At 73.0% G+C, this 20573-nt stretch carries 18 protein-coding genes and 2 pseudogenes; 12 read left to right on the top strand and 8 right to left on the bottom strand.

Annotated elements, in window-relative coordinates; translation table 11 throughout:
- Positions 1-45: 45 nt before the first annotated feature.
- From G7070_RS13950 to G7070_RS13930, 7 genes and pseudogenes are all read left to right on the top strand, one after another.
- Positions 46-1527: a sugar ABC transporter ATP-binding protein gene (locus G7070_RS13950; protein ID WP_166234235.1), complete on the top strand. Its 1482-nt coding sequence runs from the start codon at positions 46-48 to the stop codon at positions 1525-1527.
- Positions 1524-2522, top strand: coding sequence for an ABC transporter permease (locus tag G7070_RS13945; RefSeq protein ID WP_206079809.1), 999 nt, complete (start codon positions 1524-1526; stop codon positions 2520-2522). Before G7070_RS13950 ends, G7070_RS13945 begins: the two co-directional genes overlap by 4 nt.
- Positions 2519-3145 carry an ABC transporter permease gene (locus tag G7070_RS18025; RefSeq protein ID WP_206079808.1) on the top strand — a complete coding sequence of 209 codons (627 nt, stop codon included), beginning with the start codon at positions 2519-2521 and terminating at the stop codon, positions 3143-3145. Before G7070_RS13945 ends, G7070_RS18025 begins: the two co-directional genes overlap by 4 nt.
- Positions 3085-3531: an ABC transporter permease subunit gene (locus G7070_RS18020; protein WP_206079807.1), complete on the top strand. Its 447-nt coding sequence runs from the start codon at positions 3085-3087 to the stop codon at positions 3529-3531. Before G7070_RS18025 ends, G7070_RS18020 begins: the two co-directional genes overlap by 61 nt.
- Before the next feature lies 1 nt (position 3532).
- Positions 3533-4297 (top strand): annotated as a pseudogene (locus G7070_RS20020) (Gfo/Idh/MocA family protein); the annotation flags it as partial.
- A gap of 83 nt (positions 4298-4380) precedes the next feature.
- Positions 4381-4686, top strand: coding sequence for a hypothetical protein (locus G7070_RS18005; protein ID WP_206080164.1), 306 nt, complete (start codon positions 4381-4383; stop codon positions 4684-4686).
- Positions 4683-5606: a sugar phosphate isomerase/epimerase family protein gene (locus G7070_RS13930; RefSeq protein ID WP_166234234.1), complete on the top strand. Its 924-nt coding sequence runs from the start codon at positions 4683-4685 to the stop codon at positions 5604-5606. The genes G7070_RS18005 and G7070_RS13930 overlap by 4 nt, the downstream gene beginning before the upstream one ends.
- A gap of 54 nt (positions 5607-5660) precedes the next feature.
- Here G7070_RS13930 and G7070_RS13925 read toward each other — a convergent pair whose 3' ends face one another.
- Entirely contained in the window at positions 5661-6857 is a 1197-nt protein-coding gene (locus tag G7070_RS13925) for a Gfo/Idh/MocA family protein (protein ID WP_166234233.1), read from the bottom strand.
- Positions 6858-6947: 90 nt separating this feature from the next.
- Between G7070_RS13925 and G7070_RS13920 the strand changes: the two genes are divergently transcribed.
- Together G7070_RS13920 and G7070_RS13915 are read left to right on the top strand one after the other, a co-directional pair.
- Entirely contained in the window at positions 6948-8258 is a 1311-nt protein-coding gene (locus G7070_RS13920) for an FAD-dependent oxidoreductase (RefSeq protein ID WP_166235329.1), read from the top strand.
- Positions 8258-9208 carry a phosphotriesterase family protein gene (locus tag G7070_RS13915; protein ID WP_246228013.1) on the top strand — a complete coding sequence of 317 codons (951 nt, stop codon included), beginning with the start codon at positions 8258-8260 and terminating at the stop codon, positions 9206-9208. The genes G7070_RS13920 and G7070_RS13915 overlap by 1 nt, the downstream gene beginning before the upstream one ends.
- A 13-nt stretch (positions 9209-9221) precedes the next feature.
- Here G7070_RS13915 and G7070_RS13910 read toward each other — a convergent pair whose 3' ends face one another.
- Entirely contained in the window at positions 9222-10247 is a 1026-nt protein-coding gene (locus G7070_RS13910; RefSeq protein WP_166234231.1) for a ketopantoate reductase family protein, read from the bottom strand.
- Between the two features lie 88 nt (positions 10248-10335).
- Here G7070_RS13910 and G7070_RS13905 point away from each other — a divergent pair, with 88 nt between their 5' ends.
- Positions 10336-11154 carry a DUF4862 family protein gene (locus G7070_RS13905; RefSeq protein WP_166234230.1) on the top strand — a complete coding sequence of 273 codons (819 nt, stop codon included), beginning with the start codon at positions 10336-10338 and terminating at the stop codon, positions 11152-11154.
- 173 nt (positions 11155-11327) lie between these two features.
- Here G7070_RS13905 and G7070_RS13900 read toward each other — a convergent pair whose 3' ends face one another.
- Both G7070_RS13900 and G7070_RS13895 read right to left on the bottom strand, forming a co-directional pair.
- Positions 11328-11681 (bottom strand): ArsR/SmtB family transcription factor, encoded by a 354-nt coding sequence (locus G7070_RS13900; RefSeq protein WP_166234229.1) that lies wholly within the window; start codon positions 11679-11681, stop codon positions 11328-11330.
- Positions 11678-12139: an SRPBCC domain-containing protein gene (locus tag G7070_RS13895; RefSeq protein WP_166234228.1), complete on the bottom strand. Its 462-nt coding sequence runs from the start codon at positions 12137-12139 to the stop codon at positions 11678-11680. The genes G7070_RS13900 and G7070_RS13895 overlap by 4 nt, the downstream gene beginning before the upstream one ends.
- Before the next feature lie 419 nt (positions 12140-12558).
- Here G7070_RS13895 and G7070_RS13890 point away from each other — a divergent pair, with 419 nt between their 5' ends.
- On the top strand, positions 12559-14040 hold the full coding sequence (locus G7070_RS13890) for an NAD-dependent succinate-semialdehyde dehydrogenase (protein WP_166234227.1): 1482 nt from the start codon (positions 12559-12561) through the stop codon (positions 14038-14040).
- Positions 14041-14101: 61 nt separating this feature from the next.
- On the opposite strand, the gene G7070_RS13885 is transcribed toward G7070_RS13890, so the two are convergent.
- The 3 genes from G7070_RS13885 to G7070_RS13875 all read right to left on the bottom strand — a co-directional run bounded on the left by G7070_RS13885 (position 14102) and on the right by G7070_RS13875 (position 17953).
- The gene (locus G7070_RS13885) at positions 14102-15589 is read right to left on the bottom strand and encodes a mannitol dehydrogenase family protein (protein WP_166234226.1); all 1488 of its coding nucleotides are present in this window, start codon (positions 15587-15589) and stop codon (positions 14102-14104) included.
- Between the two features lie 8 nt (positions 15590-15597).
- Complete coding sequence (gene manD / locus G7070_RS13880) at positions 15598-16812, bottom strand: D-mannonate dehydratase ManD (RefSeq protein ID WP_166234225.1); 1215 nt, start codon at positions 16810-16812, stop codon at positions 15598-15600.
- A 121-nt stretch (positions 16813-16933) separates the two neighbouring features.
- Positions 16934-17953 carry a Dyp-type peroxidase gene (locus G7070_RS13875; protein ID WP_206079804.1) on the bottom strand — a complete coding sequence of 340 codons (1020 nt, stop codon included), beginning with the start codon at positions 17951-17953 and terminating at the stop codon, positions 16934-16936.
- A 39-nt stretch (positions 17954-17992) separates the two neighbouring features.
- Here G7070_RS13875 and G7070_RS13870 point away from each other — a divergent pair, with 39 nt between their 5' ends.
- Positions 17993-19114, top strand: a complete 1122-nt coding sequence (locus tag G7070_RS13870; protein ID WP_431977899.1) for a TSUP family transporter — start codon at positions 17993-17995, stop codon at positions 19112-19114.
- Between the two features lie 310 nt (positions 19115-19424).
- Here the strand turns inward: G7070_RS13870 and dprA are convergent.
- Positions 19425-20380 (bottom strand): annotated as a pseudogene (gene dprA, locus G7070_RS18950) (DNA-processing protein DprA).
- Positions 20381-20573 lie beyond the last annotated feature (193 nt).

Below are 20573 nucleotides of genomic sequence, written 5' to 3'. Positions count from 1 at the left end.
GCCGCGGGCCCGACCCGCGGCGCTCTCGGGGGACAAGGCAGGAACATGGCAACTCCCCTCCTCCTCGCCGAGGACGTGGCGAAGTCCTACGGGGCGGTCCGAGCCCTGAAATCGGTCGACCTGCGCGTGCTGCCCGGTGAGGCGCACGCGCTGCTCGGCGCCAACGGCGCCGGCAAGTCGACCTTCGTCAAGATCGTCACCGGGGTCGTGGGCCTCGACCACGGCAGCCTGTCCATGGAGGGCGAGCCGCTGCGGCTGACCGACCCGCAGCAGGGGCTCGCCCGCGGCATCGCCTCGGTCTTCCAGGACCCGGCGATGGTCCCGGACCTCACGGTGGCCGAGAACCTCATCCTCACCGGGACGCCGGCCGCGGGCGTCCGGGAGCACCTCGAGCGGATGGGGCTGGGCGGCCTCGACCTGCGCGAGCGGGCCGGCGACGTCCCGCTGCCGTTCCTGCGGATGCTCGACCTCGCCCGGGCGCTGACGCATCAGCCCCGGCTGCTGATCCTCGACGAGATCACCGCGGCGCTGCCCAAGGACCTGGCCGACAAGGTGTTCGCCGTGGTGGCCGACCTGATCGCGCAGGACCGCTCGGTGCTGTTCATCTCCCACCGGCTGGAGGAGGTGATCGAGCACTGCACGATGTGCACGGTCTTCCGCGACGGCCGCACCGTGGCGTCCTTCGTGCCCCGCGAGGGCGGCGAGCAGCGCATCGTCGCCACCATGCTCGGCGAGGCCGCCCTGGCCACGGCCGAGCGCATCAGCGCCGAGACGGCCGCCATCGGCGACGTCCGACTGTCCGCCTCCGGGCTCTCGGTGGTCCCCGACGCCGCGGGCATCGATCTGGACGTCCGCGCGGGCGAGGTGGTCGGCGTCGTCGCCCTGGAGGGCCAGGGGCAGGACGAGCTGTTCGCGGCCCTGTCCGGCGACCGGCGCCCGCTCGCCGGCACCCTCAGCGTCGACGGCTCGCCGCTCGCCGCGCGCCACCCCGCCGACGCGATCCGGCGCGGCGTGGTGCTCGTGCCGGCCGACCGTGTCAAGGCGCTGCTGCCGCAGCGCCCCATCCGGGAGTCCATCGCGCTGCCCCTGCGCGCCCCCCTGCGGCGGTGGGGACCCTTCAGCATGACCACCGAGAACCGCGTCATCGACCGGGTGATCGCCCGGCTGTCGATCGACACCCGCGCCGCCGCGCAGGCCAAGCGCCTCTCCGGCGGGAACCAGCAGAAACTCACCATCGGCCGCTGGCTCGCGGCCGGGTTCCGCACCCTGCTGCTGTTCGACCCGACGCGCGGCATCGACATCGGCACCAAGAATCAGATCTACGAGCTCGTCCGCGAGCTCGCCGCCGACGGCGCCGCCGTCCTCATGTACACCAGCGAACTGCGGGAGGTCGGCCTCGTGTGTGACCGCGTCCTCGTCCTGTACCAGGGCTCGATCGTCGGCGAGTTCCCGGCGGAGGTCGACGAGGAGACGCTGCTCACCGCGATGCACGGACTCGCCCGGGCCGGTGGGGAGGTGACCCCGTGAGCGACACCGTCCTGACCGCGCTCCCGACCCCCTCCACGCCGTTGGCGCGGTTCCGCACCCGCTACGGCTGGCTGGTCGCCATCGCGGCATTGCTGGTCGTGATGCTCGCCTGGCGTGCGAGCCAGGTGCCGGTGTTCGGCGGCTTCCAGGTGCGCACCATCGCCGCGGGCAGCCTCGCGGTGGGTCTGCTCGCCATGTCCGCGGCGGTCGTCATCATCGCCGGCGGCTTCAACTTCGCCGTCGGCTCGATGCTGGTGTTCATCAACTGCTTCTCCGCCTGGCTGATGCAGGGACGCGACCTGCTGGTCTGCCTGCTCATCGCCGTGCTCTCGATCGTCGTGGCGGCCGCGGTCTCGGCGCTGATCGGGTGGATCTCGGTGGTCTCCGGCATCCCCGACATCGTGGTGAGCCTCGCCGTGAGCTTCGCGCTGCCCGGCGTGGCCCTGCTGCTGCTCGGCGGGCCCGGCGGCGGCACCTCCCCCGCCTTCGTCGACCTGGTCGTCGGCGGCTTCTCCAACCCGTGGCCGTCCCTGATCTGGCTCGCGGTCGCGCTGCTCGTGGTGTGGGTGCCGCTGCGGCGCAGCCGGATCGGCAAGGCGATCTACGCGATCGGGAGCAGCCGGCCGGCGGCCTTCCTGTCCGGGGTGGACGTGGGCCGCACCAAGATCATCGCCTACGCCTTCTCCGGGGTGCTGGCCGGCATGGCCGGCCTGGCGACCACGGCCTACACCGCCAGCGGCGAGCCCCGCGCCTCGATCGGGCTGAGCATGCTGCTGAGCGCGGTGGCGTCGGTGGTGCTGGGCGGCGTCGCCCTGAGCGGCGGCGTCGGCGGCCTGCTGGGCCCGGTGCTCGCCGCGTTCGTCCTGAGCCTCATCCCGGCCATCATGCTCGGGCTGGGCGTCGACCCGAACACCGCCGAGACGGTGCGCGGCGTCATCCTGATCGCCGTCGTCATGGTCGGCGGCTGGGTCCAGTTGAGGAGGGATCACGCATGAGCGCCAGCACCGTCGCCGTCGAACCCCAGGCCGACCCGCGGCCGGGCCCCGGGGCCCGCCTCGCGCAGCTCATGCGGGACCGCCCCATCGTGGTGCTGGCGCTGGTCTTCGTGGTGCTGTACGCGGTCACGGGGGCGTTCGACCCCGCGATGTTCTCCCTGGCGGGCGTCCGGTCGGTGCTGCTGCTGAGCGCCCCGCTGGGGATCTTCGCGGCCGCCCAGACCCTGTGCATGCTCACCGGCGGCATCGACATGTCGGTCGCGATGGTCGCGAACTTCGCCGCCTACATCTGCGCGAACGCCGCCGGCGCCGGGCAGGTGACGGCGCTGCTGCTCGCGTTCGGGGTGGGCCTGCTGGCCGGCGCCGTGAACGGCATCGGCGTGGGCGTGTTCAAGGTGAACCCGCTCATCATGACGCTCGGGCTGAGCTCGGTGATCCTGGGCGTGGTCGTGGTCGGGATGCAGACCGGCGGCTTCCTGTCGGGCTCCAAGACCCTGATCCCCGTCGTGGCCTACCTGGGCGGCGGCTCGCTGTTCGGGCCGATCCCGGCCAGCGCCCTGGTGTGGGTGCCGCTGTCGGTGCTGCTGATCTGGGGCTGGGACGCACCGGGCTGGGCCGGCTGATCTACGCGGTCGGCGACAACCCGATCGCCTGCCGGCTCGGCGGCGTCCGGGTCTGGGCGGTGCTGATCGCGACCTACGCCATGGCCGGCATGCTGGCGGCCCTCGGCGGCCTGCTGTTCTCGGGCATCTCCTCCTCGCTGGGCCCCGACCAGACCAACGGCTACCTGCTGCCGGCCATCGCGGCGACCGTCATCGGCGGCACCTCGATCATGGGCGGCATCGGCGGCTACGCGGGCACCATCATGGGGACGCTCATCCTCACCACGCTGAACCGGCTGCTGCTCACCCTCGACACCAACGAGGGCGTGCGGCAGATCATCTACGGGCTGATCGTGCTGGCGCTGGCGTGGGTGTACGTGCGGATCTCGGGGCAGAGGGCGGAGTGACATGACGGTGCGGGCGATCGTGCTGGGGACGGGGTTCATCGGGGCGGTCCACGCCGAGGCGATCCGGCGGGCCGGCTCCACGCTGCTCGGGGTGCTCGGCTCCTCCCCCGACCGCGGCGAGCAGGGGGCGCGCCGCATCGGGACGCGGGCGTACGCGAGCCTCGACCAGGTGTGCGCGAGCGAGGCCGACGTCGTGCACGTCGCCACCCCCAACGCGCTGCACGCCGACCAGGCGCGCGCGCTGCTGGACGCCGGCAAGCACGTCGTGTGCGAGAAGCCGCTCGCGACCACGCTCGCCGACGGCCTCGACATGACCCGGCGCGCCGAGGCGTCCGGCCTGGTGAACGCAACCTGCTTCAACTTCCGGTTCTACCCGCTGATGCCCGACGCCCGCGCCCGGGTGGCCCGCGGCGACGTGGGGCCCGTCCACCTGGTGACGGGCAGCTACCTGCAGGACTGGCTGCTCAAGCCGACCGACTGGAACTGGCGCGTCGACGAGGCCGTGGGCGGCGGCACGCGCGCCGTCGCCGACATCGGCAGCCACTGGCTCGACCTGGCCCAGTACGTGACCGGCTCGCCCGTCGTGTCGGTGTTCGCCGACCTGCAGACCGTGCACCGGACGCGGCGGCGTCCGGCCGGGGAGGTCGAGACGTTCACCCGCAGCGACGCCGACACCACGCCGGTCGAGGTCGGCACCGACGACGCCGCCGCCGTCCTGCTGCGCTTCGCGAACGGCGCGCACGGCGCGCTCACGGTCTCCCAGGTCTCCGCGGGCCGCAAGAACGACCTGCGCCTCGAGGTCAGCGGGGCGAGGGCGCGCTCGCGTGGGCGTCCGGCGCCCCCGACGAGTTGTGGCTGGGCCACCGCGACGAGCCCAACCGGCTGGTCGCGCGCGACCCCGGCACGCTCGCCCCGGCCGGGGCGGCCGTCTCGTTCTACCCCGCCGGTCACGTCGAGGGCTTCGGGGAGACGTTCCGGGGCCTCGTCGAGCGCGTCCACGCCGACGTCGCGTCCGGGGGGCCGCGGCCCGACGAGCGCGGCGAGACCGCCTACCCCACCTTCCGCGACGGCCTGCGCGGCCTGGCCGTCGACGATGCGATCCGGCGCAGCGCCGCGTCCGGAGCCTGGACCGACGTCGAAGGGAACCCGTCATGAAGCTCGGCCTGCTCACCGCTCCGTTCGCGGACACGCCCCTGATCGAGGTGGCGCGCTGGGCGTCCGCCCACGGCTACGAGCAGCTGGAGGTGGCCGCCTGGCCCAGCGGCGGCGGCGAGCGTCGGCGCTACGCCGGCACCGCGCACCTGCCCCTGGAGGACCTCAGTGCCTCGCGAGCGTCCGAGATCGTGGCCGAACTGGCCGAGACGGGCATCACCATCTCCGCGCTCGGCTACTACCCCAACAACCTCGACCCCGACCCTGAGACGCGCCGGGTCGTGAACGACCACACCGTCGCGGTGATCGAGGCCGCCTCCAAGCTGGGCGTCGGCGTCGTCAACACCTTCATCGGGGCCGACCCCGCCCTGTCCCAGGACGCCAACTACGACGTCGCGCTGGAGGTCTTCCCGCGGATCGTGGACGCCGCCACCGACGCGGGCGTCCGCCTCGGCATCGAGAACTGCCCCATGATCTTCTCCGGCGACGAGTGGCCCGGCGGCAAGAACGTGGCCTACAACCCCCGGATCTGGCGGCGGATGTTCGCCGACTTCGGGCCCACGCTCGGCCTCAACCTCGACCCCTCCCACCTGGTCTGGCTCATGATCGACCCCGAGCGCGTCGTGCGCGAGTTCGGCGACCGGCTCTGGCACGTGCACGCCAAGGACCTGCAGATCGACCGGGACGGCCTGTACGAGTACGGCAGCATGTCCGCCGGCATCGGCTGGCAGGTGCCGCGGCTGCCGGGGCTGGGCGAGGTGCCGTGGGGCCGGTTCCTGGCCGCGCTCTACCAGGCCGGCTACGACGGCGTGGTGTGCGTCGAGCACGAGGACCGCGCCTTCGAGGGCACCGACGACCTGGTCAAGCAGGGCTTCCTGCTGGCCCGCGACACCCTGCGCCCCTACCTCCCCCGGCTCGACTGAGCCCCTGCGCACGACGACGGCGGCGCCCCGGGTGGGACGCCGCCGTCGGTGCGCTCAGGCCGTCACGACCTCCTTGACCTCGCCCGTGTTCGCGTCCTGGTACATCAGCTTGCGGCGTCCATCGGGCAGCAGTTCGGTCTTGATCACCGGGTGCCCCTCCCAGGTCTCGGACGTGCGCGCCACCCGCGGCTTGGGCGGGTGCGGCCAGTCCTCGAGGGTGACGGGCTCCCAGCGTCCCGACTCCGAGGACGCGAAGCAGGCGTCGATGACGGCGTTGACCACGTAGCCGTCGTAGAACGTCTCGCGCGGCTCCCGGCCCTCGTCGATGGCGTCGAACATGTCGGTGAACATCTCGACGTAGCCGAGGTCGGCCACCTCGTCGCCGACCGGGAACAGCCAGCCGGACGTGGACTCGGCCTTCTCGGCGACGTAGCCGCCCGTGCCGCCGGTGGTGAACATCTCGAAGCCCGTGCGCAGGAAGTGGTTGAGCCAGATCGTGCCCTCGGTGCCGGCCACCTCGTCGCGCAGGTCCATGCCGCCGCGGAAGGCCCACGACACCTCGAACTGCCCCACCGCCCCGGACTCGTAGCGGATCAGCGCGATCGCGTGGTCCTCGGCCGTGATCGGGTGCACGAGGGTGTCCTTCCAGCAGAACACCTCGACCGGGCGGTTGTCCTTGCCCACGAACGAGCGGGTGATCTCGATGGTGTGGCAGCCCAGGTCGACGATCGCGCCGCCGCCGGCCTTGCCCTCGTCCCAGAACCAGGCGCTGTGCGGACCGGGGTGGGTCTCGCGCGAGCGGACCCACAGGATGTCGCCCAGGGCGCCGTCGGCCACCGCCTGCTGCGCGACCAGGCTCTTGGGGGTGTAGACGAGGTCCTCCAGGTAGCCGGCGAAGACGCCGTGCTCGGCCACGATGTCGAGGATGCGCTTGGCCTCCTCCGCCGTCCGGGCCAGCGGCTTGGTGCACAGGATGTTCTTGCCCGCCTCCGCGGCCGCCCGGATCGCCTCCTCGTGCAGGTGGTTGGGCAGACCGATCACCACGGTGTCGATGTCGGGGTCGGCGCAGGCCTCCTGGATCGAGGTGGTGCTGCGCGGGATCCCCCACCGCTCGCGGAAGGCCTCACCCCGCTCGACGGAGCGTGAGTAGACGAGCTCGACCCGGTCGCGCCCCCGCCCGCGGTGCAGGGTCATCGTGTAGAAGTCTCCGATCAGTCCGGTCCCCAACATGGCGATCCGATGTCCGGTCATGCTCCCCTCCCCTTCGAGGCAAACGTCTATACATTATGTCCAGCTTTGGCTAGGTTGGGACCATCGTAGGGAGGTGCACCCGTGAAGTCCATGCCCGTGCTCGCCAGCCCGGACGTCCTCGTGCTGGGCGGCGGATCGGCCGGCGCGACCGCCGCGATCGCCGCCTCCCGACGGGGCGCGGACGTGCTCCTGGTGGACCGCCTCCCCTTCCTCGGAGGCACCTCGACCGCCGTCCTCGACACCTTCTACGGCTTCTTCACCCCCGGTGAACGCACCCGCAAGGTGGTCAGCGGCGTCCCCGACGACGTGGTCGCCGGCCTGGAGGCGCTGGGACCCGTCGTCCGGCGCCCCAACACCTACGGCGCGGGCCAGGGCGTCACCTACCTGGCCGAGCACCTCAAGGTGGTGTGGGAGCGCCTGGCCCGCGCGGCCGGCGTCCGCGTGCTGCTGCACACCCACCTGCAGGACGCCGCCGTGCAGGGCGGCCGGGTCACCGAGGTCGCGGTCGCGACCGTCGGGGGCTGGGGCGTCATCCGGCCGCGGGTCGTGGTGGACTGCTCCGGGGACGCCGACCTGAGCCACCACGCCGGCTTCGGCTACGAGCAGGCCGGCGTCGAGGCGCCCGCGCAGACGCTCACCACCACGTTCCGCATGATCAACGTGGACGACGAGCGGCGGCGGACGGTCAGCAAGGACGACCTGCACCGGTTGATGGGGCAGGCCGCCGAGGACGGCTACGCGCTGCCCCGCCGCGAGGGCAGCGACCACATCACCCCCGTCGACGGGATGACCGCCACGGTGATGACCCGCCTGGACGCCGTGAGCCCGACCGAGGCGGGGCTGCGCACCGTCAGCGACCCGTGGTTCCGCACCGAGGTCGAGATGGCCGGGCGCGAGCAGGCGCTGGAGTACGCGCGGTTCCTGATCGACCGGGTGCCCGGCTACGAGCGGGCGGCGCTCGGCGCGCTGTCGACCCAGATCGGCGTCCGGGAGACGCGCCGGGTGTACGGCGACTACCGGGTGACCCGCGACGACGTGCTGGAGGCGCGGCAGTTCGACGACCAGGTGGCGCTGTGCGGCGCCCCGATCGAGGACCACCACCCCGGCCAGGGCACGGCCTGGGCCTACATCCCCGACAGCGGCACCGTCGGGATCCCCGCCTCCGCGCTGGTGGTGCGCGACGGCAGCAACGCGCTCGTCGCCGGCCGCTGCTTCTCCGCGACCCACGACGCGCACGCGTCGATCCGCTCGATGGCGCAGTGCATGGCGATGGGGCAGGCGGTCGGCACGTGGGCGGCGCTGGCCGCGGCGTCCGGCGAGGTGCGCACGGTCGACCCCGCCACCCTGCGCGGGGCGCTGCGCGCCGACGGCGCCACCCTGGACGACGACGAGGCGGCGTGATGATCCGGACCGTGCTGGGCGATCGCGCCGGCGTCGACGGCCTCGTCTACGCCCACGAGCACCTCATCATCGACTCGCCGCTGATCGAGGACCGCTGGCCGCACATCCTGCTCGACAGCGTCGAGGACGCCGTCGCCGAACTGGCGCCCTGCCGCGCGGCCGGCGTCCGGCTCGTCGTGGATGCGATGCCCGCGGCGTCCGGGCGGGACGCGGTGCGGCTGGCCGACATCGCCCGGGGCAGCGGCGTCGACGTGGTGGCCGTGACCGGCCTGCACCACGACCGGTACTACGGCCCCCGGCACTGGAGCAACGCGGTGGGCGCCGACGCGCTGGCAAGGCTGTTCGTCGCCGACCTGACCGAGGGCATCGACCGGTACGACTACACCTCCCCCGTCGTCGACCGGACGCCCTACCGCGCCGGCGTGGTGAAGGTGGCCACCAGCGGTGAGCGTCCCGACGCGCGGGACCGCCGCAACCTCGAGGCGGCGGCGCGGGCGTCGGTGACGACCGGCTGCCCGGTGCTGACCCACTGCGAGGACGGCCGCGGAGCGCCGGCCCAGGTCGAGGAGCTGACAGCGTGGGGCGTCCCCGTCGACGCGATCATCCTGAGCCACGTGGACAAGGCCCGCGACCCGGGCTACGCCCGCGAGGTCGCCACCACGGGGGCGTTCCTCGAACTGGACCAGAACCTGCGCCAGGCCGACCTCGGCGCTGCGGCGCCGCACCTGGACCTCGTCGCGGCGCTGGTCGAGGGCGGGTTCGGCGACCAGATCGTGCTCGGCACCGACGGCGCGCGCCGGTCGCTGTGGACCGCGCACGGCGGCACGCCCGGCCTGGCGTGGCTCGCCACCGGCTACGTCGACCTGCTGCGCGAGCGGGGGCTCGGCGGGCACGTGGAGTCGTTCTTCCACGCCAACCCGGTGCGGGCGCTGTCCTGGCGCCCGATCTGACGCGACCGCGACCTCAGCCGCGCGCCACCTCGGCGCGCAGGTCGTCGGGGGTCAGGTCGCCGGGCCGCAGCCCCGACCGGGCTGCGCGCCGCCCGACGCGGGCCAGCGCGGCGTTCACCGGGGCGGCCGTCCCGGCGCCGTGCGCCAGCGCCACGATCTCGCCGTTGAGGAAGTCGCTCTCCAGGCTCGGGCGGCCCTTCACCAGCGACTGCCACGTCGAGCCGCCCAGGGCGCCCTCCGCGCCGGGGACCGGCGCGACGCGCGGCCCGGCGGCCCGCACCGCCTCCTCGACCGACTCCTCCACCACGTCCACGCCGGCGGCGGCCATCACTGCCCGACCCTCGGCCGCGGCGGCCTCGATGACGTCCGCGGCGTCCACGCCGGGGCCGAGTACCGCCTGCACGACGTTGGCCAGGTTGCTGATGAGCTTGCCGTGCTTCCAGGGCATCACGTCGGCCGGGAGCGGGACGTCGATGTGCGCCGCGGCGAAGTCGGCGCGCAGCGCCGCCAGCAGGTCGCGGTCGGCGTCCGTGGCCAGGGCGGCGGGCACCCGGGACGCGTGCAGGACCGCCGACGTCCCCGCCATCCGCACCACGATCACGCCCGGTTCCAGGTTGACCGCCGGGCACCACACGCAGACGCCGAACACGCGCGCGAACCACCGCGCCGCCAGCCCCTCGGCGGCGACGCCGTTGGTCGCCAGGAACACCGGCAGCACCTCGCCCGCCGGCGCGCTGCTCCCGTCGGGCAGGGTCACGGGGAGGTCGGCCCACACCGGCAGCGTCTCGGCCAGGTCCTGGGTCTTGGTGGCGACGATCAGGACGTCGTCGGCCCGCAGGTCGGCCTGCCCGGGGTCGAGCCAGACCGGCGCCTCGGCGTGGACGGCGCCCTCGGGGGTCAGCAGCGTGACGCCGCGGTCGGCGAGCGCCCGGCCGTGTTCCCCGCGGGCCACCCAGGCGGTCGCGATGCCGGCCTCGGCGAGCCGGCCCCCGATCATCCCGCCGATGGCGCCCGCCCCGACGATCACATAACGCGTCATGGGGCCGAGCCTAGGCCGCGGCGCCGACCGGGTGGCGCGGCGTGGAAACCCGGCGCGCCGACGCGGGCGGCCTGCCACCATGGTCCCCATGGCGAACGGACTGATCGTGGGCGCGTACGCCGCCCACTCCCCCGGCGAGGACTCCGGCGAATCCACCATCCTGGCGGCGCTGGCCGCCCACCCGGCCGTGGCCGGGCTGGAGGTGCCCCAGGTCGGTCGCGTCGAGGCGCGCCCCGGGTGGAAGCAGGGCTGGTCCCACGTGATCACGGCGATCCCCGGCACGATGCAGCGCATCGCGGTCGACCCGGCCTTCGGGCTGGCCTCCCCCGACGAGGACGGCCGCGCGGCCGCCCTGGCGTTCGCCGACGACCTGCGCCGCGACGTGCTCGCGCTGCGCGAGCAGGGCCACCACGTGCAGGCGGTCGAACTGCACTCGGGGCCCAGCCACCGCGCCGACGCCGACGCCATGGCCGCGTCCATGCGGACCATCGGCGGCTGGGACTGGCCCGAGGGGATGGTGTTCCTGCTCGAGCACGGCGACGCCACCACCGACGACCACGTCGGCGAAAAGGCGTTCCTCCCCTTCGACACCGAACTCGCGCTGGTCGGCGAACTGGCCGCCGAGGACCCGCGCTGGCGCGTGGGGATCAACTGGGGCCGCAGCGCGCTCGAGGGCCGCGACGCCGACCTGCCGCTGGCGCACATCCGCGCCGCCGCCGACGCCGGCCTGCTCGGCGCGCTGTTCTTCTCGGGGGCCTCCGGCGAGGAGTCCAGCTTCGGCGCCCCGTGGATCGACCTGCACCTGCCGCCGGCCGGGCTGCCGTTCTCCCCGCGGGGACTCTGCTGGGCGCCGAGCAGATCGCGGCCGCCCTGCAGGCCGCAGGGGACGTCCCGATCGTGGGGCTGAAGTTCGGCCTGCGGCCCGCCACCCTGGACGCCGACGCGCGCGCCGACCAACTGGTGCAGATCGTCGACCTGGTCGCCGGGCTGCGGTGATCGAGGCGTCAGGGTGGGCTGCCACCTGACGACCCGGCACGCAGGAGTTGATCGCGGGACGCGAATCCTGGCGAGGTGGGCGCTTCAGCGCTCGCTTCGTCCAGCCGCGCTTCCCGGCGCTTGTTCCGCCTCGACCACGATCCGCAACCGATCCAGCCGCCGTTCCCAACCCCGGCCGATGGCATCCAGGTCACGGGCCAGGCGGGAGAGCGGAGCCCCCAGAGCCTGATAGCGCAGCTGTCGTCCCTGCCGGTGCGCCTGGACCAGCCCTGCCCGGGCCAGGATGTCCAGATGGTGGGCGATCGCCTGCCTGCTGACGGGCAGATCCTCAGCCAGTTCGGACGCCGATGCTGCGCGCTGACCGACCAGACAGAGGATGCGCCATCTGGTTTCGTCGGCCAGGGCGCCGCACAGCACAACCGGTGAGTCGGCGATCACCGCCCCTCCACGTGGGCGACGAAACTGTCGAGAACCTCGGTCCAACCCTCGACGTTCTGCTCCATCGCGGCACGCCGGGCAGCCGTCTCCAGACGGTCGAAGCCAGATTCCACAACGGTGACCAAGGTGTGGTCCGGACCCTCGGGTTCCAGGGTGAACTGGACCAGCGACGCGTCCTCACCGGGGGTGTCGGCGCCCAGGCCACCCCAGAGCAGATCGAAGTGATGCGGCTCGTCGAAGCGCTCCACGCGCATCGGCATCAGCCCATGCCCCACCCACTCGAAGGTGCCTTCGGCACCCTCCCGCACACCGTCGGGGAACACCGCAGGGTGCCCCCACCACTGCTCGATCGCAGCGGGATCGGTCAACGCCGCCCAGGTCGCCCGCTGGGAGGCGGCTACCCGCACAGTCCGGGTGATCTTCCCGGTTTCGAAGTCCGCCCTTGCCGCGTCGTCCATGGGATCACTCCTTATCTGCAAATGTTTGGTTGCAGTAAGACTAAGTGGAGGACGACTCAACTGCAAGAGACCTCTTGCTTCAGCGCGCCGACCGCCGGCTCCGGCGACGCCTCGAGAACCGTCGCTGACGGGCACGCTTCCGCCGATCCGATGGTCGGTCATGCCGCGCACCGCGTGGCACTGCCGAGTTGGGTGTGCCCTGCCCTGCCGGCTCGCTGGTGGGTCGAAAGCGATGCTTACGCCGTCTGTGGCGGGAACAGCCGCGGTCGGAAGGAAAGCACGTGCGCCGGCCATTCCCATGACCGAGCGCGGTGGGAGCGGCGGGGACCCACCGCGGAGCGCAACCTCCGAGCACCGGGCGCTCCACCGCCCACGGACCCGCGCGTGTCGGATCCGCCGGAGGGCGTATGTTCGGCGCCATGAGCGACAATGCAGTCCCGAACACACCGACCGACCTGTTCATCGATGGCGCCTGGCGCGCCGGCGGCCGCGGCACCTTCGAGGTCGTGAATCCCGCGACCGGAACGCCCCTGGCCCGCGTGGCCGACGCTTCCCCCGACGACGGGAAAGCGGCGCTGGACGCCGCCGTGAAAGCGCAGGAATCGTGGGCGAGGACGCCGTCGCGCGAGCGCGCGGAAATCCTCCGGCGCGCTTTTGAATTGACCGTGGAACGCGCGGACGAATTGGCCCGGCTCATGACGCTGGAAATGGGCAAGCCGCTCGAGCAGGCGCGGGGCGAAGTCACCTACGGCGCCGAGTTCCTGCGGTGGTTCTCCGAGATCGCCGCCCACGTGGCGGGGCGCTACCGAGCCGCGCCCGAGGGGAACGCCCGGCACCTGGTGGTCAAGCGCCCGGTGGGGCCGTGCCTGCTCATCACCCCCTGGAACTTCCCGCTGGCGATGGCCACGCGCAAGATCGCCCCGGCGCTCGCCGCGGGCTGCACCGTGGTGCTGCGCCCCGCGCACCTGACGCCCCTGACGAGCCTGGCGTTCGCCCAGATCCTCGCCGACGCCGGCGTCCCGGCGGGTGTGGTCAACGTCATCGCGTCCACGCGCCACGACGTCACCGACGCGCTGATCGCCGACCCGCGGCTGCGGAAGCTGTCCTTCACCGGCTCGACGCGGGTGGGGGTCGCGCTCCTGAAGCAGGCCGCGGACAACGTGCTGCGCACGTCGATGGAACTGGGCGGCAACGCGCCCTTCCTGGTGTTCGAGGACGCCGACCTCGACGCGGCCGTCGAGGGGGCCTACCTCGCCAAGCTGCGCAACATGGGTGAGGCGTGCACCGCCGCCAACCGCTTCCTGGTCCACGCCGACGTGGCCGACGAGTTCGCCCGGCGCCTCGCCGAGCGGTTCGCCGGGTTGTCGGTGGGCGACGGGCTGCAGCCCGGGACCGACGTGGGGCCGATGATCACCGAGGAGGCGCGCGACGGCGTCGCCGGCCTCGTCTCCGGCGCCGTCGAGCAGGGCGCCGAACTGCTCACCGGCGGGGTCGTCCCGGCCGATCCGGGCTTCTTCTACCCGCCGACCGTGCTGGCCGGCGTCCCCGCGGACGCCGCCATCCAGCAGGAGGAGATCTTCGGACCCGTCGCCCCGGTGACCCGGTTCGCCGACGAGGCTGAGGCGGTGCGCCTGGCCAACTCGGTCGAGGTGGGATTGGCCGCGTACGTGTTCACCGAGGATCTGCGCCGCGCGCTGCGGATGGGCGAAACCATCGAGGCGGGAATGGTGGCGATCAATTCCGGTCTGCTCTCCAACGCCGCCGCGCCGTTCGGCGGGGTGAAGCACTCCGGGCTCGGCCGCGAGGGCGCCGAAGAAGGCATCGAGGAGTATCTCGAGACCGTCTACGTGAACCTGCCGGACCCGTTCGCGGGGATGCACCCGGGAACTTCAAGCGCGTAGGTCTTCTGCTGGAACGGCGAACGGCCCGCCCCTCGGTTGAGGGGCGGGCCGTTCGCGCTGCTCAGGCCTGCGCGCCGCGCTGCAGGGCGGTGGCGGCCGTCGGGCGGACGCCGTCGGTGACGATGCCCTCGGCGTACTCGACCACCCGGTCGCGGAACGCCTGATTCGCGACCAGCTCGTCGGGGAATACGCCCGCGTCCAGGATGGCCTCGACGTGCTCGCGCACCGTGCCCGCGTCCGCGGTCGCGGCCTTGAGCTGCTCGGCCTTGGGCTCGATCATCGCGTCGGCGATCGGGCCGGGCTCGAAGCCCTTGGGCGGGACGCAGCAGCAGATCCAGGCGCTGACGGTGAGCGCCAGCTGCTCGGGCATGACGCCCTTGGCGAGCGCGGTCAGCGCGGGGATCGGGACCCGCTGCAGCAGCTTGGTGGAGCCGTCCGAGCCGACGCGGGCGGTCTTGTCGCCCAGCACCGTGTTGCTCCAGCGGCGGAACAGGCTGTCGATGTACTCGGCCGGCACGAAGTCGCGCGGCAGGTCGATGCTCGGCAGGTAGTCGACCTCGAGGGCCTGGCGGGTGGCGTCCGCGATGAAGTCCTGGGCGCGGGAGTCGGGGATGGTCTCCTGCCGGTCCAGGCCGCCGAGGTAGGCGATCAGCGAGTGGCCGCCGTTGAGCAGGCGCAGCTTGACCAGCTCGTACTTCTCGACCTCGTCGGAGAAGATCGCGCCCGCGGCCTCCCACTTCGGACGCCCGCCGGCGAACTTGTCCTCGATCACCCACATGCTGAACAGCTCGGCCGGGACCGGGGCGTCGTCCTGCAGCCCGAGCGCCTCCTCGACCTCGGCGCGGGTCCCGTCGGTGGGTGCCGGGACGATGCGGTCAACCATCGCGTTCGGGAACGAGACGTTCTCGCCCATCCACGCGAGGAAGTCGGCGTCGGCGCCCGCGGCCTGCGCGAACTGCGTCACGGCGGCGCGCGTCGTGTTGCCGGCCGACAGCAGGTTGTCGCACGACAGCACGGCCATGGGCTCGCCGTTGGCCGCGAACCGGGCGCGCAGCCCGGCGACGATCTGGCCCAGCGGCGTCCTCGGGTGCTCGGGGTCGGCCAGGTCGGCGGCGATGTCGGAGCTGGCGACGTCCAGCTTCCCGGTGCGCCCGTCGATGTGGTAGCCGGTCTCGGAGATCGTGAGGGTGATGATGCGGTGCGCCGGGTCGGCGATCGCCTCGATGATGGCGGGGCCGTCCTCGGCGGCGACCAGGAAGCGGCGGTGCACGTCGAGGACGTCCACCCGCTCCTCGGCCGGGTCGAGGGTCACGACGCTGTAGAGGCCGTCCTGGGCCTCGAGCGCGGAGGTGACCTTGCGGGAGCGGTTCGCGATGCCGACGATGCCCCAGTCGCCGGGCTCGGCCGCCATCGCGAGCGCCGTGTTGACGGCCGCGTGGGCGCGGTGGAAGTTGCCCAGCCCGAAGTGGATGATGCCGGTGCGATCGGGCGCGGAGGCGCCCAGGATCGACTCGGGGTTCACACTCGTGCGGTTGAGTTGCTGCGTCATGACAGGGGTCACCAATCCAGAACAGAGCCGTCCATGCGGCGTGCGACAGGGAGATAAGCGGTCTTGTAGGACTCCGAGGTGAGGATATCCTCATTCAGCTCCACGCCGAGGCCCGGAGCGTCCCCCGGTTGCAGCGTTCCGTCGGCGGCCGACCAGGCGTGCGGGAACGCCTCGTGGACCAGGTCGGGGTAGCCCATGTACTCCTGGACCCCCCAGTTGTGGGTGGAGGCGGCCATGTGGATCGACGCCGCCATCGCGATCGGCGAGATGTCGGAGGGGCCGTGCGGGCCCGCCTTGACGCCGTGCACCTCCGCGAGGGCGTAGATCTTGCGCGAGTGGCTGATGCCGCCGGCGTGGACGACCGCGGTGCGGATGTAGTCGATGAGCCGGTTCTCGATCAGGTGCTGGCAGTCCCAGATGGTGTTGAACACCTCGCCGATGGCGAGCGGCGTCACCGAGGCGTTGCGGACCATGCGGAGCGCCTCCTGGTCCTCGGCGGGGGTGACGTCCTCGAGCCAGAACAGGTCGAACTCCTCCACCGACTTGGCCAGGCGGGCCGCCTGGGTCGGGGTGAGCCGGTGGTGCGCGTCGTGCAGCAGGTGCACGTCGGGACCGACCTGCTCGCGGACGGCGCCGAGCACCTTGGGCAGGTGCCGCATGTAGACGCCGGGCTCGAACTGCTCCTCGCTCGGTCGGGCGCCGCGGCCCGCCGGCTCGTAGTTGGGGTTCTTGGACACGCCGTAGACCTTGTCGAGGCCGGGCACGCCGGACTGGACCCGGATGTAGGTCTCCCCCAGCTCGCGGTGCTCCGCCACGGACTCCAGCAGCGCGGGGATATCCCAGCCGAAGGCGTGGCTGTAGTACGGCACCGCGTCGCGGACGCGGCCCCCGAGCAACTGGTAGACCGGCAGGCCGGCGCGCTTGCCCAGGATGTCCCACAGCGCCATGTCCACCGCGCCGATGGCGGCCATCGTGATCGGGCCCCGGCGCCAGTACGCGCCGCGGTACAGGAACTGCCAGGTGTCCTCGATGCGGCTCGGGTCGGTGCCGATCAGCAGGGGCGCCACATGGTCGCGCAGGTAGGACGCCACGGAGAGCTCGCGTCCGTTCACGGTGGCGTCGCCGAGCCCGACGATCCCGTCGGCCGTCGTGATCCGGAGCGTCACGTAGTTGCGCGTCGGGCTGGACACCAGCACGTCGACGCGTTCGATCTGGTCGGTCATGACTCTCCTCACCGCGCCGTCGTCCCTCGTCAGCGCGCCCGTGAAATGTTTCACCGCCAAACTAACATCGGGCCCCCCTCCGGGCGGAGGGGTTGCCCGAATCGGGCCCGGCCCGCCTCGGTCACGACGCCGGAGTCGTGAACTCCTCGGGGTTCTCCAGGAAGTCCGCCGGCGGCACGAAGTACAGGTTGCCCGTGACGGCCGTGGAGAAGTCGAGGATGAGGTCATAGTTGCCCTCGGGCTTGCCGATGAACATCTGCTCGAGCATGTGCTCGGTGACGCGCGGGTCGTTGGCATACCCGATGAAGTAGGTGCCGAACTCCTTGGCGGAGGCGTTGCCGAACGGCAGGTTGTCCCGCACGATCTGCAACTGGCTGCCGTCCTCGGCGAACAGCTGGTTCGCGCCGACGTGGGAGTTGGAGCGCTGGACGCCGTCGGGCTGCTCGATGTCGCTGAGCTTGGACCGCCCGATGACGTTCTCCTGCTCCTCGACCGACGTCGCGTTCCACTTGTCCAGGTCGTGGAGGTACTTCTGCGTCACCACGTAGCTGCCGCCCCGCCAGGGGCCCTGCGGGATGAACGCCGAGGCCACCGCCTCGAACCGTTCGGGGTTCTCGGTGCCGTCGACGAACCCGAGCAGGTCCCGCTCGTCCCAGGAGCGGAAGCCGTGGGTCTCGTCGACGGGCGTCACGGCGTCCCCGAAGCGCTCGAGCAGGTGCTGGGCGAGCGAGAAGCACATGTCGAAGCGGGTCGCGCGGATGTGGAACAGCAGGTCGCCGGGCGTCGCGACGGCGACGCGCGACCCCGACCCGATGACCGGGAACGGGTGCAACTGGTCGGGGCGCGCCCCGGTGTACATCCGGTCCCAGGCGTCCGACCCGATGCCGACCACGCAGCTCAGGTCGTTCTCCGGCACCCGGAATCCGACGCCGCGCTTGAGGCCGGGCACGTCGCCGAGCGCCTCGACGGCCTCGCTCTCCTTGCCGGGGTTCACGGTGACGGTGAGGAACACCGACGCCTTGGCGGGCGGCGCGAGCACCAGCTGGGCGACGTCCTCGACCAGAAGCGCCTCGAGTTTCTGGGGAGGGAGCGCCGTGTTCATGTCGGCGACTTCCTGCTCAACGGTCCGGGGCTCGGCCATCTCAACGCTCCTTCGGGTCGGTCACATGCCCCACCCAGCTTGTCACGGACCCGACCGGCCCGCAGGCCCCACGCCCGGCCCAGGGCCGCATCGGCGCGCGGCCGGCGACGCCGGAACGGGTGTCCTGCCGGGGCGCTGCGGACGGTCAGCAGGCGGCAACCGCTCGGACCTCGGTGGCGACCCCGGTACATTCGGGCGGGTGCCCGACCTGATCGCCGCCTACGGACTCCCGCTGCTCGTGGCCATGGCGATCGCCTCGTTGGTGATCGGGTTCTCCAAGACGTCCTTCGGGGGATCGCCGCGATCGCGGTGGCGGTGTTCGCGCTCGCGATGCCGGCCAAGGAGTCCACGGCCACCGTGCTGCTGCTCCTGCTGGTCGGCGACGTCATCGCCGTCAGCCGCTACCGCACCGTCTCGTGGTCCCTGCTGATCCGCCTCATCCCCAGCGTGCTGCCGGGGCTCGCCCTGGGCGCGCTGTTCATGAACGTCGTCGACGACGTCACCATGCGCCGCACCATCGGCGGGCTCCTGCTGGTGATGGTGCTGCTGCAGCTGTGGCAGCGCCGGCCGCGCCGCACCGGCCCCGCGCGCGGCACCGCCGCGGCGCCCGGGTCTGGGGCGGCCAAGGCGGACATGTCACCGGCGTCCCCGCAGGACGTCTCCGCGCCCGGAACCACACCGCCCGAGACCCCCTCGTCCGGAAGCACCTCGCCGGGCGCCACTCCGGCCGGGATCAACGCGTCCGGAACCGCCTCGACCGGAACCTCCAGCAGCGAGGCACCCGCGGCCACGCCGACCCCGCCCCCGCACTGGGTGCGGGCCGTGGCGACGGGTATCGCCGCCGGGTTCGCCACCATGACCGCGAACGCGGCCGGCCCCGTCATGGCGCTCTACTTCCTGGCCGCGCGCGTGGACAAGGCCCGATTCATCGGGACGAACGCCTGGTTCTTCTTCCTGGTGAACCTCTCCAAGACGCCCTTCACCACGGCGCTGGGCCTGTACAGCCCGACCAACCTCCTGCTGGTCGTGGCGCTGATCCCAGCCGTCCTGGTCGGGGCCATGTTCGGCATCTGGATCATCGGCCGCGTCACCCAGCGGCAGTTCGAACTGGTCACGATCGCCGCCTCCGCCATTGCCTCCCTCGCTCTCCTGCTGCGCTGACCGCTGTCCGCCACCCGCCTTCTCCGCTGACCCCAGCCACGGCACCCTTCTTCTCCGCTGGTCCCTGCGGGGCCCCCTTCGCTCGCCGCTGCCCCCTGCGGGGCCCCTTCGCTCGCCGCTGCCTCGTGCGGGCACCATCCGTCTCCGCTACCTCGTGCGGGGGCCATCCGTCTCCGCTGGCCCCTGCGGGGCTGCCCTCCGCCTGTCCTTCCCCCATGGCGACGAAACCCTCCGTCCGCCGTTCCCAGGGCGAGGGAAGCCCTTCGGCCGCCGTTCGCCACTGCAAGAAGGGCACCCGCCGAACGTGCGCTCATGGCAGGGACCCCTCGGGCGCCGCCTCCGCGGACCCCGGCTCGGGCAGCGGGCGATCCCCCACCTGGCCGAGCCCCCAGGTACCGTCGGGCCGCGCCCGGGCCAGCCCGGCGTCGGCGAGCCCCGCCAGGGCCGCCAGCGCGGCGGGCAGCGGGACGTCCGCGCGCAGGGCGATCTCGCCGGCGTCGCGGCCACCGCGCCCCGGAAGCGCCTCGAAGACCGCCGCCCGCCCGGGATCCAGGCCGTCGAGCAGCCGCGCCCGCCGCTGCCTGGGCGGCACGGGCTCTCCCACCGGCCGCACGAGCTCCAGGACGTCGTCGGCGCACGTCACCAGGACGGCCTCGCCGTCGCGGACCAGCCGGTGCGGCGTGACCGAGGTGGCGCTGCTCACCGGGCCGGGCACGGCCATGACGGGGCGTCCGAGAGCCGTCGCCCAGCTGACCGTATTGCGCGCACCGCTGCGCAGGGAGGCCTCGACGATCACCGTGCCGCCCGACAGGGCCGCGATCAGCCGGTTGCGAACGAGGAACCTGCGGCGCGTGGGGTGTTCCCCCGGCGGCACCTCCGACACGACGGCGCCCGACTCCGCGAGCTGGTCCAGCAGCCCGGCGTGCGCCCGCGGGTAGGCCTCGTCGAGCCCGCCTGCGACCACCGCGACCCCGACGCCACCCGCGGCGAGCGACCCCCGGTGCGCGCCCGCGTCGATGCCGTAGGCGGCCCCGAGACGACGGCCAGCCGCGCGGCGGCGAGATCGGCCGCCAACTCGGTCGCCACCCGCTCCCCGTACGCGCTCGCGGCCCGCGCCCCGACGATCGCGACCGAACCGCCCGCGGCCTCCGCGAGCGGGACGCGACCCCGCACCCACAGTCCCAGCGGCGCCCCGCCCCACTGCTGCACCGACACCGTCGCCAGGCCCTCGAGACGCGCCGGCCACTCCGGGTCGCCGGGGACCACGAACACCGCCCCACACGCCCGCCCCCGCCGCTCGACCGCGGCGAGATCCAGCAGTCGCGCCCGGCTCCGCCACGGCCCGTCCGGCCCCGCCCCCGCAGGGAGGCCCAGAGTTCCGCCGGCTCGAACCGCGCCAGCAGCGACGCGAGCCGCAGGTCGCCGGGCTCGACGACGCAGCTGAGCGCCAACCGGGCCG

Source organism: Propioniciclava coleopterorum (assembly GCF_011393335.1).
Lineage (GTDB): Bacteria > Actinomycetota > Actinomycetes > Propionibacteriales > Propionibacteriaceae > Propioniciclava > Propioniciclava coleopterorum.
This window is presented reverse-complemented; position numbering and strand designations above follow the sequence as displayed.

Bases quoted from the DNA above. Each gene is read 5' to 3' on its own strand.
- G7070_RS13950 (WP_166234235.1), top strand. From the start codon at position 46: ATGGCAACTCCCCTCCTCCTCGCCGAGGACGTGGCGAAGTCCTACGGG.
- G7070_RS18025 (WP_206079808.1), top strand. From the start codon at position 2,519: ATGAGCGCCAGCACCGTCGCCGTCGAACCCCAGGCCGACCCGCGGCCG.
- G7070_RS13930 (WP_166234234.1), top strand. From the start codon at position 4,683: ATGAAGCTCGGCCTGCTCACCGCTCCGTTCGCGGACACGCCCCTGATC.
- G7070_RS13925 (WP_166234233.1), bottom strand. From the start codon at position 6,857: ATGACCGGACATCGGATCGCCATGTTGGGGACCGGACTGATCGGAGAC.
- G7070_RS13920 (WP_166235329.1), top strand. From the start codon at position 6,948: ATGCCCGTGCTCGCCAGCCCGGACGTCCTCGTGCTGGGCGGCGGATCG.
- G7070_RS13915 (WP_246228013.1), top strand. From the start codon at position 8,258: ATGATCCGGACCGTGCTGGGCGATCGCGCCGGCGTCGACGGCCTCGTC.
- G7070_RS13910 (WP_166234231.1), bottom strand. From the start codon at position 10,247: ATGACGCGTTATGTGATCGTCGGGGCGGGCGCCATCGGCGGGATGATC.
- G7070_RS13905 (WP_166234230.1), top strand. From the start codon at position 10,336: ATGGCGAACGGACTGATCGTGGGCGCGTACGCCGCCCACTCCCCCGGC.
- G7070_RS13895 (WP_166234228.1), bottom strand. From the start codon at position 12,139: ATGGACGACGCGGCAAGGGCGGACTTCGAAACCGGGAAGATCACCCGG.
- G7070_RS13890 (WP_166234227.1), top strand. From the start codon at position 12,559: ATGAGCGACAATGCAGTCCCGAACACACCGACCGACCTGTTCATCGAT.
- G7070_RS13885 (WP_166234226.1), bottom strand. From the start codon at position 15,589: ATGACGCAGCAACTCAACCGCACGAGTGTGAACCCCGAGTCGATCCTG.
- manD (WP_166234225.1), bottom strand. From the start codon at position 16,812: ATGACCGACCAGATCGAACGCGTCGACGTGCTGGTGTCCAGCCCGACG.
- G7070_RS13875 (WP_206079804.1), bottom strand. From the start codon at position 17,953: ATGGCCGAGCCCCGGACCGTTGAGCAGGAAGTCGCCGACATGAACACG.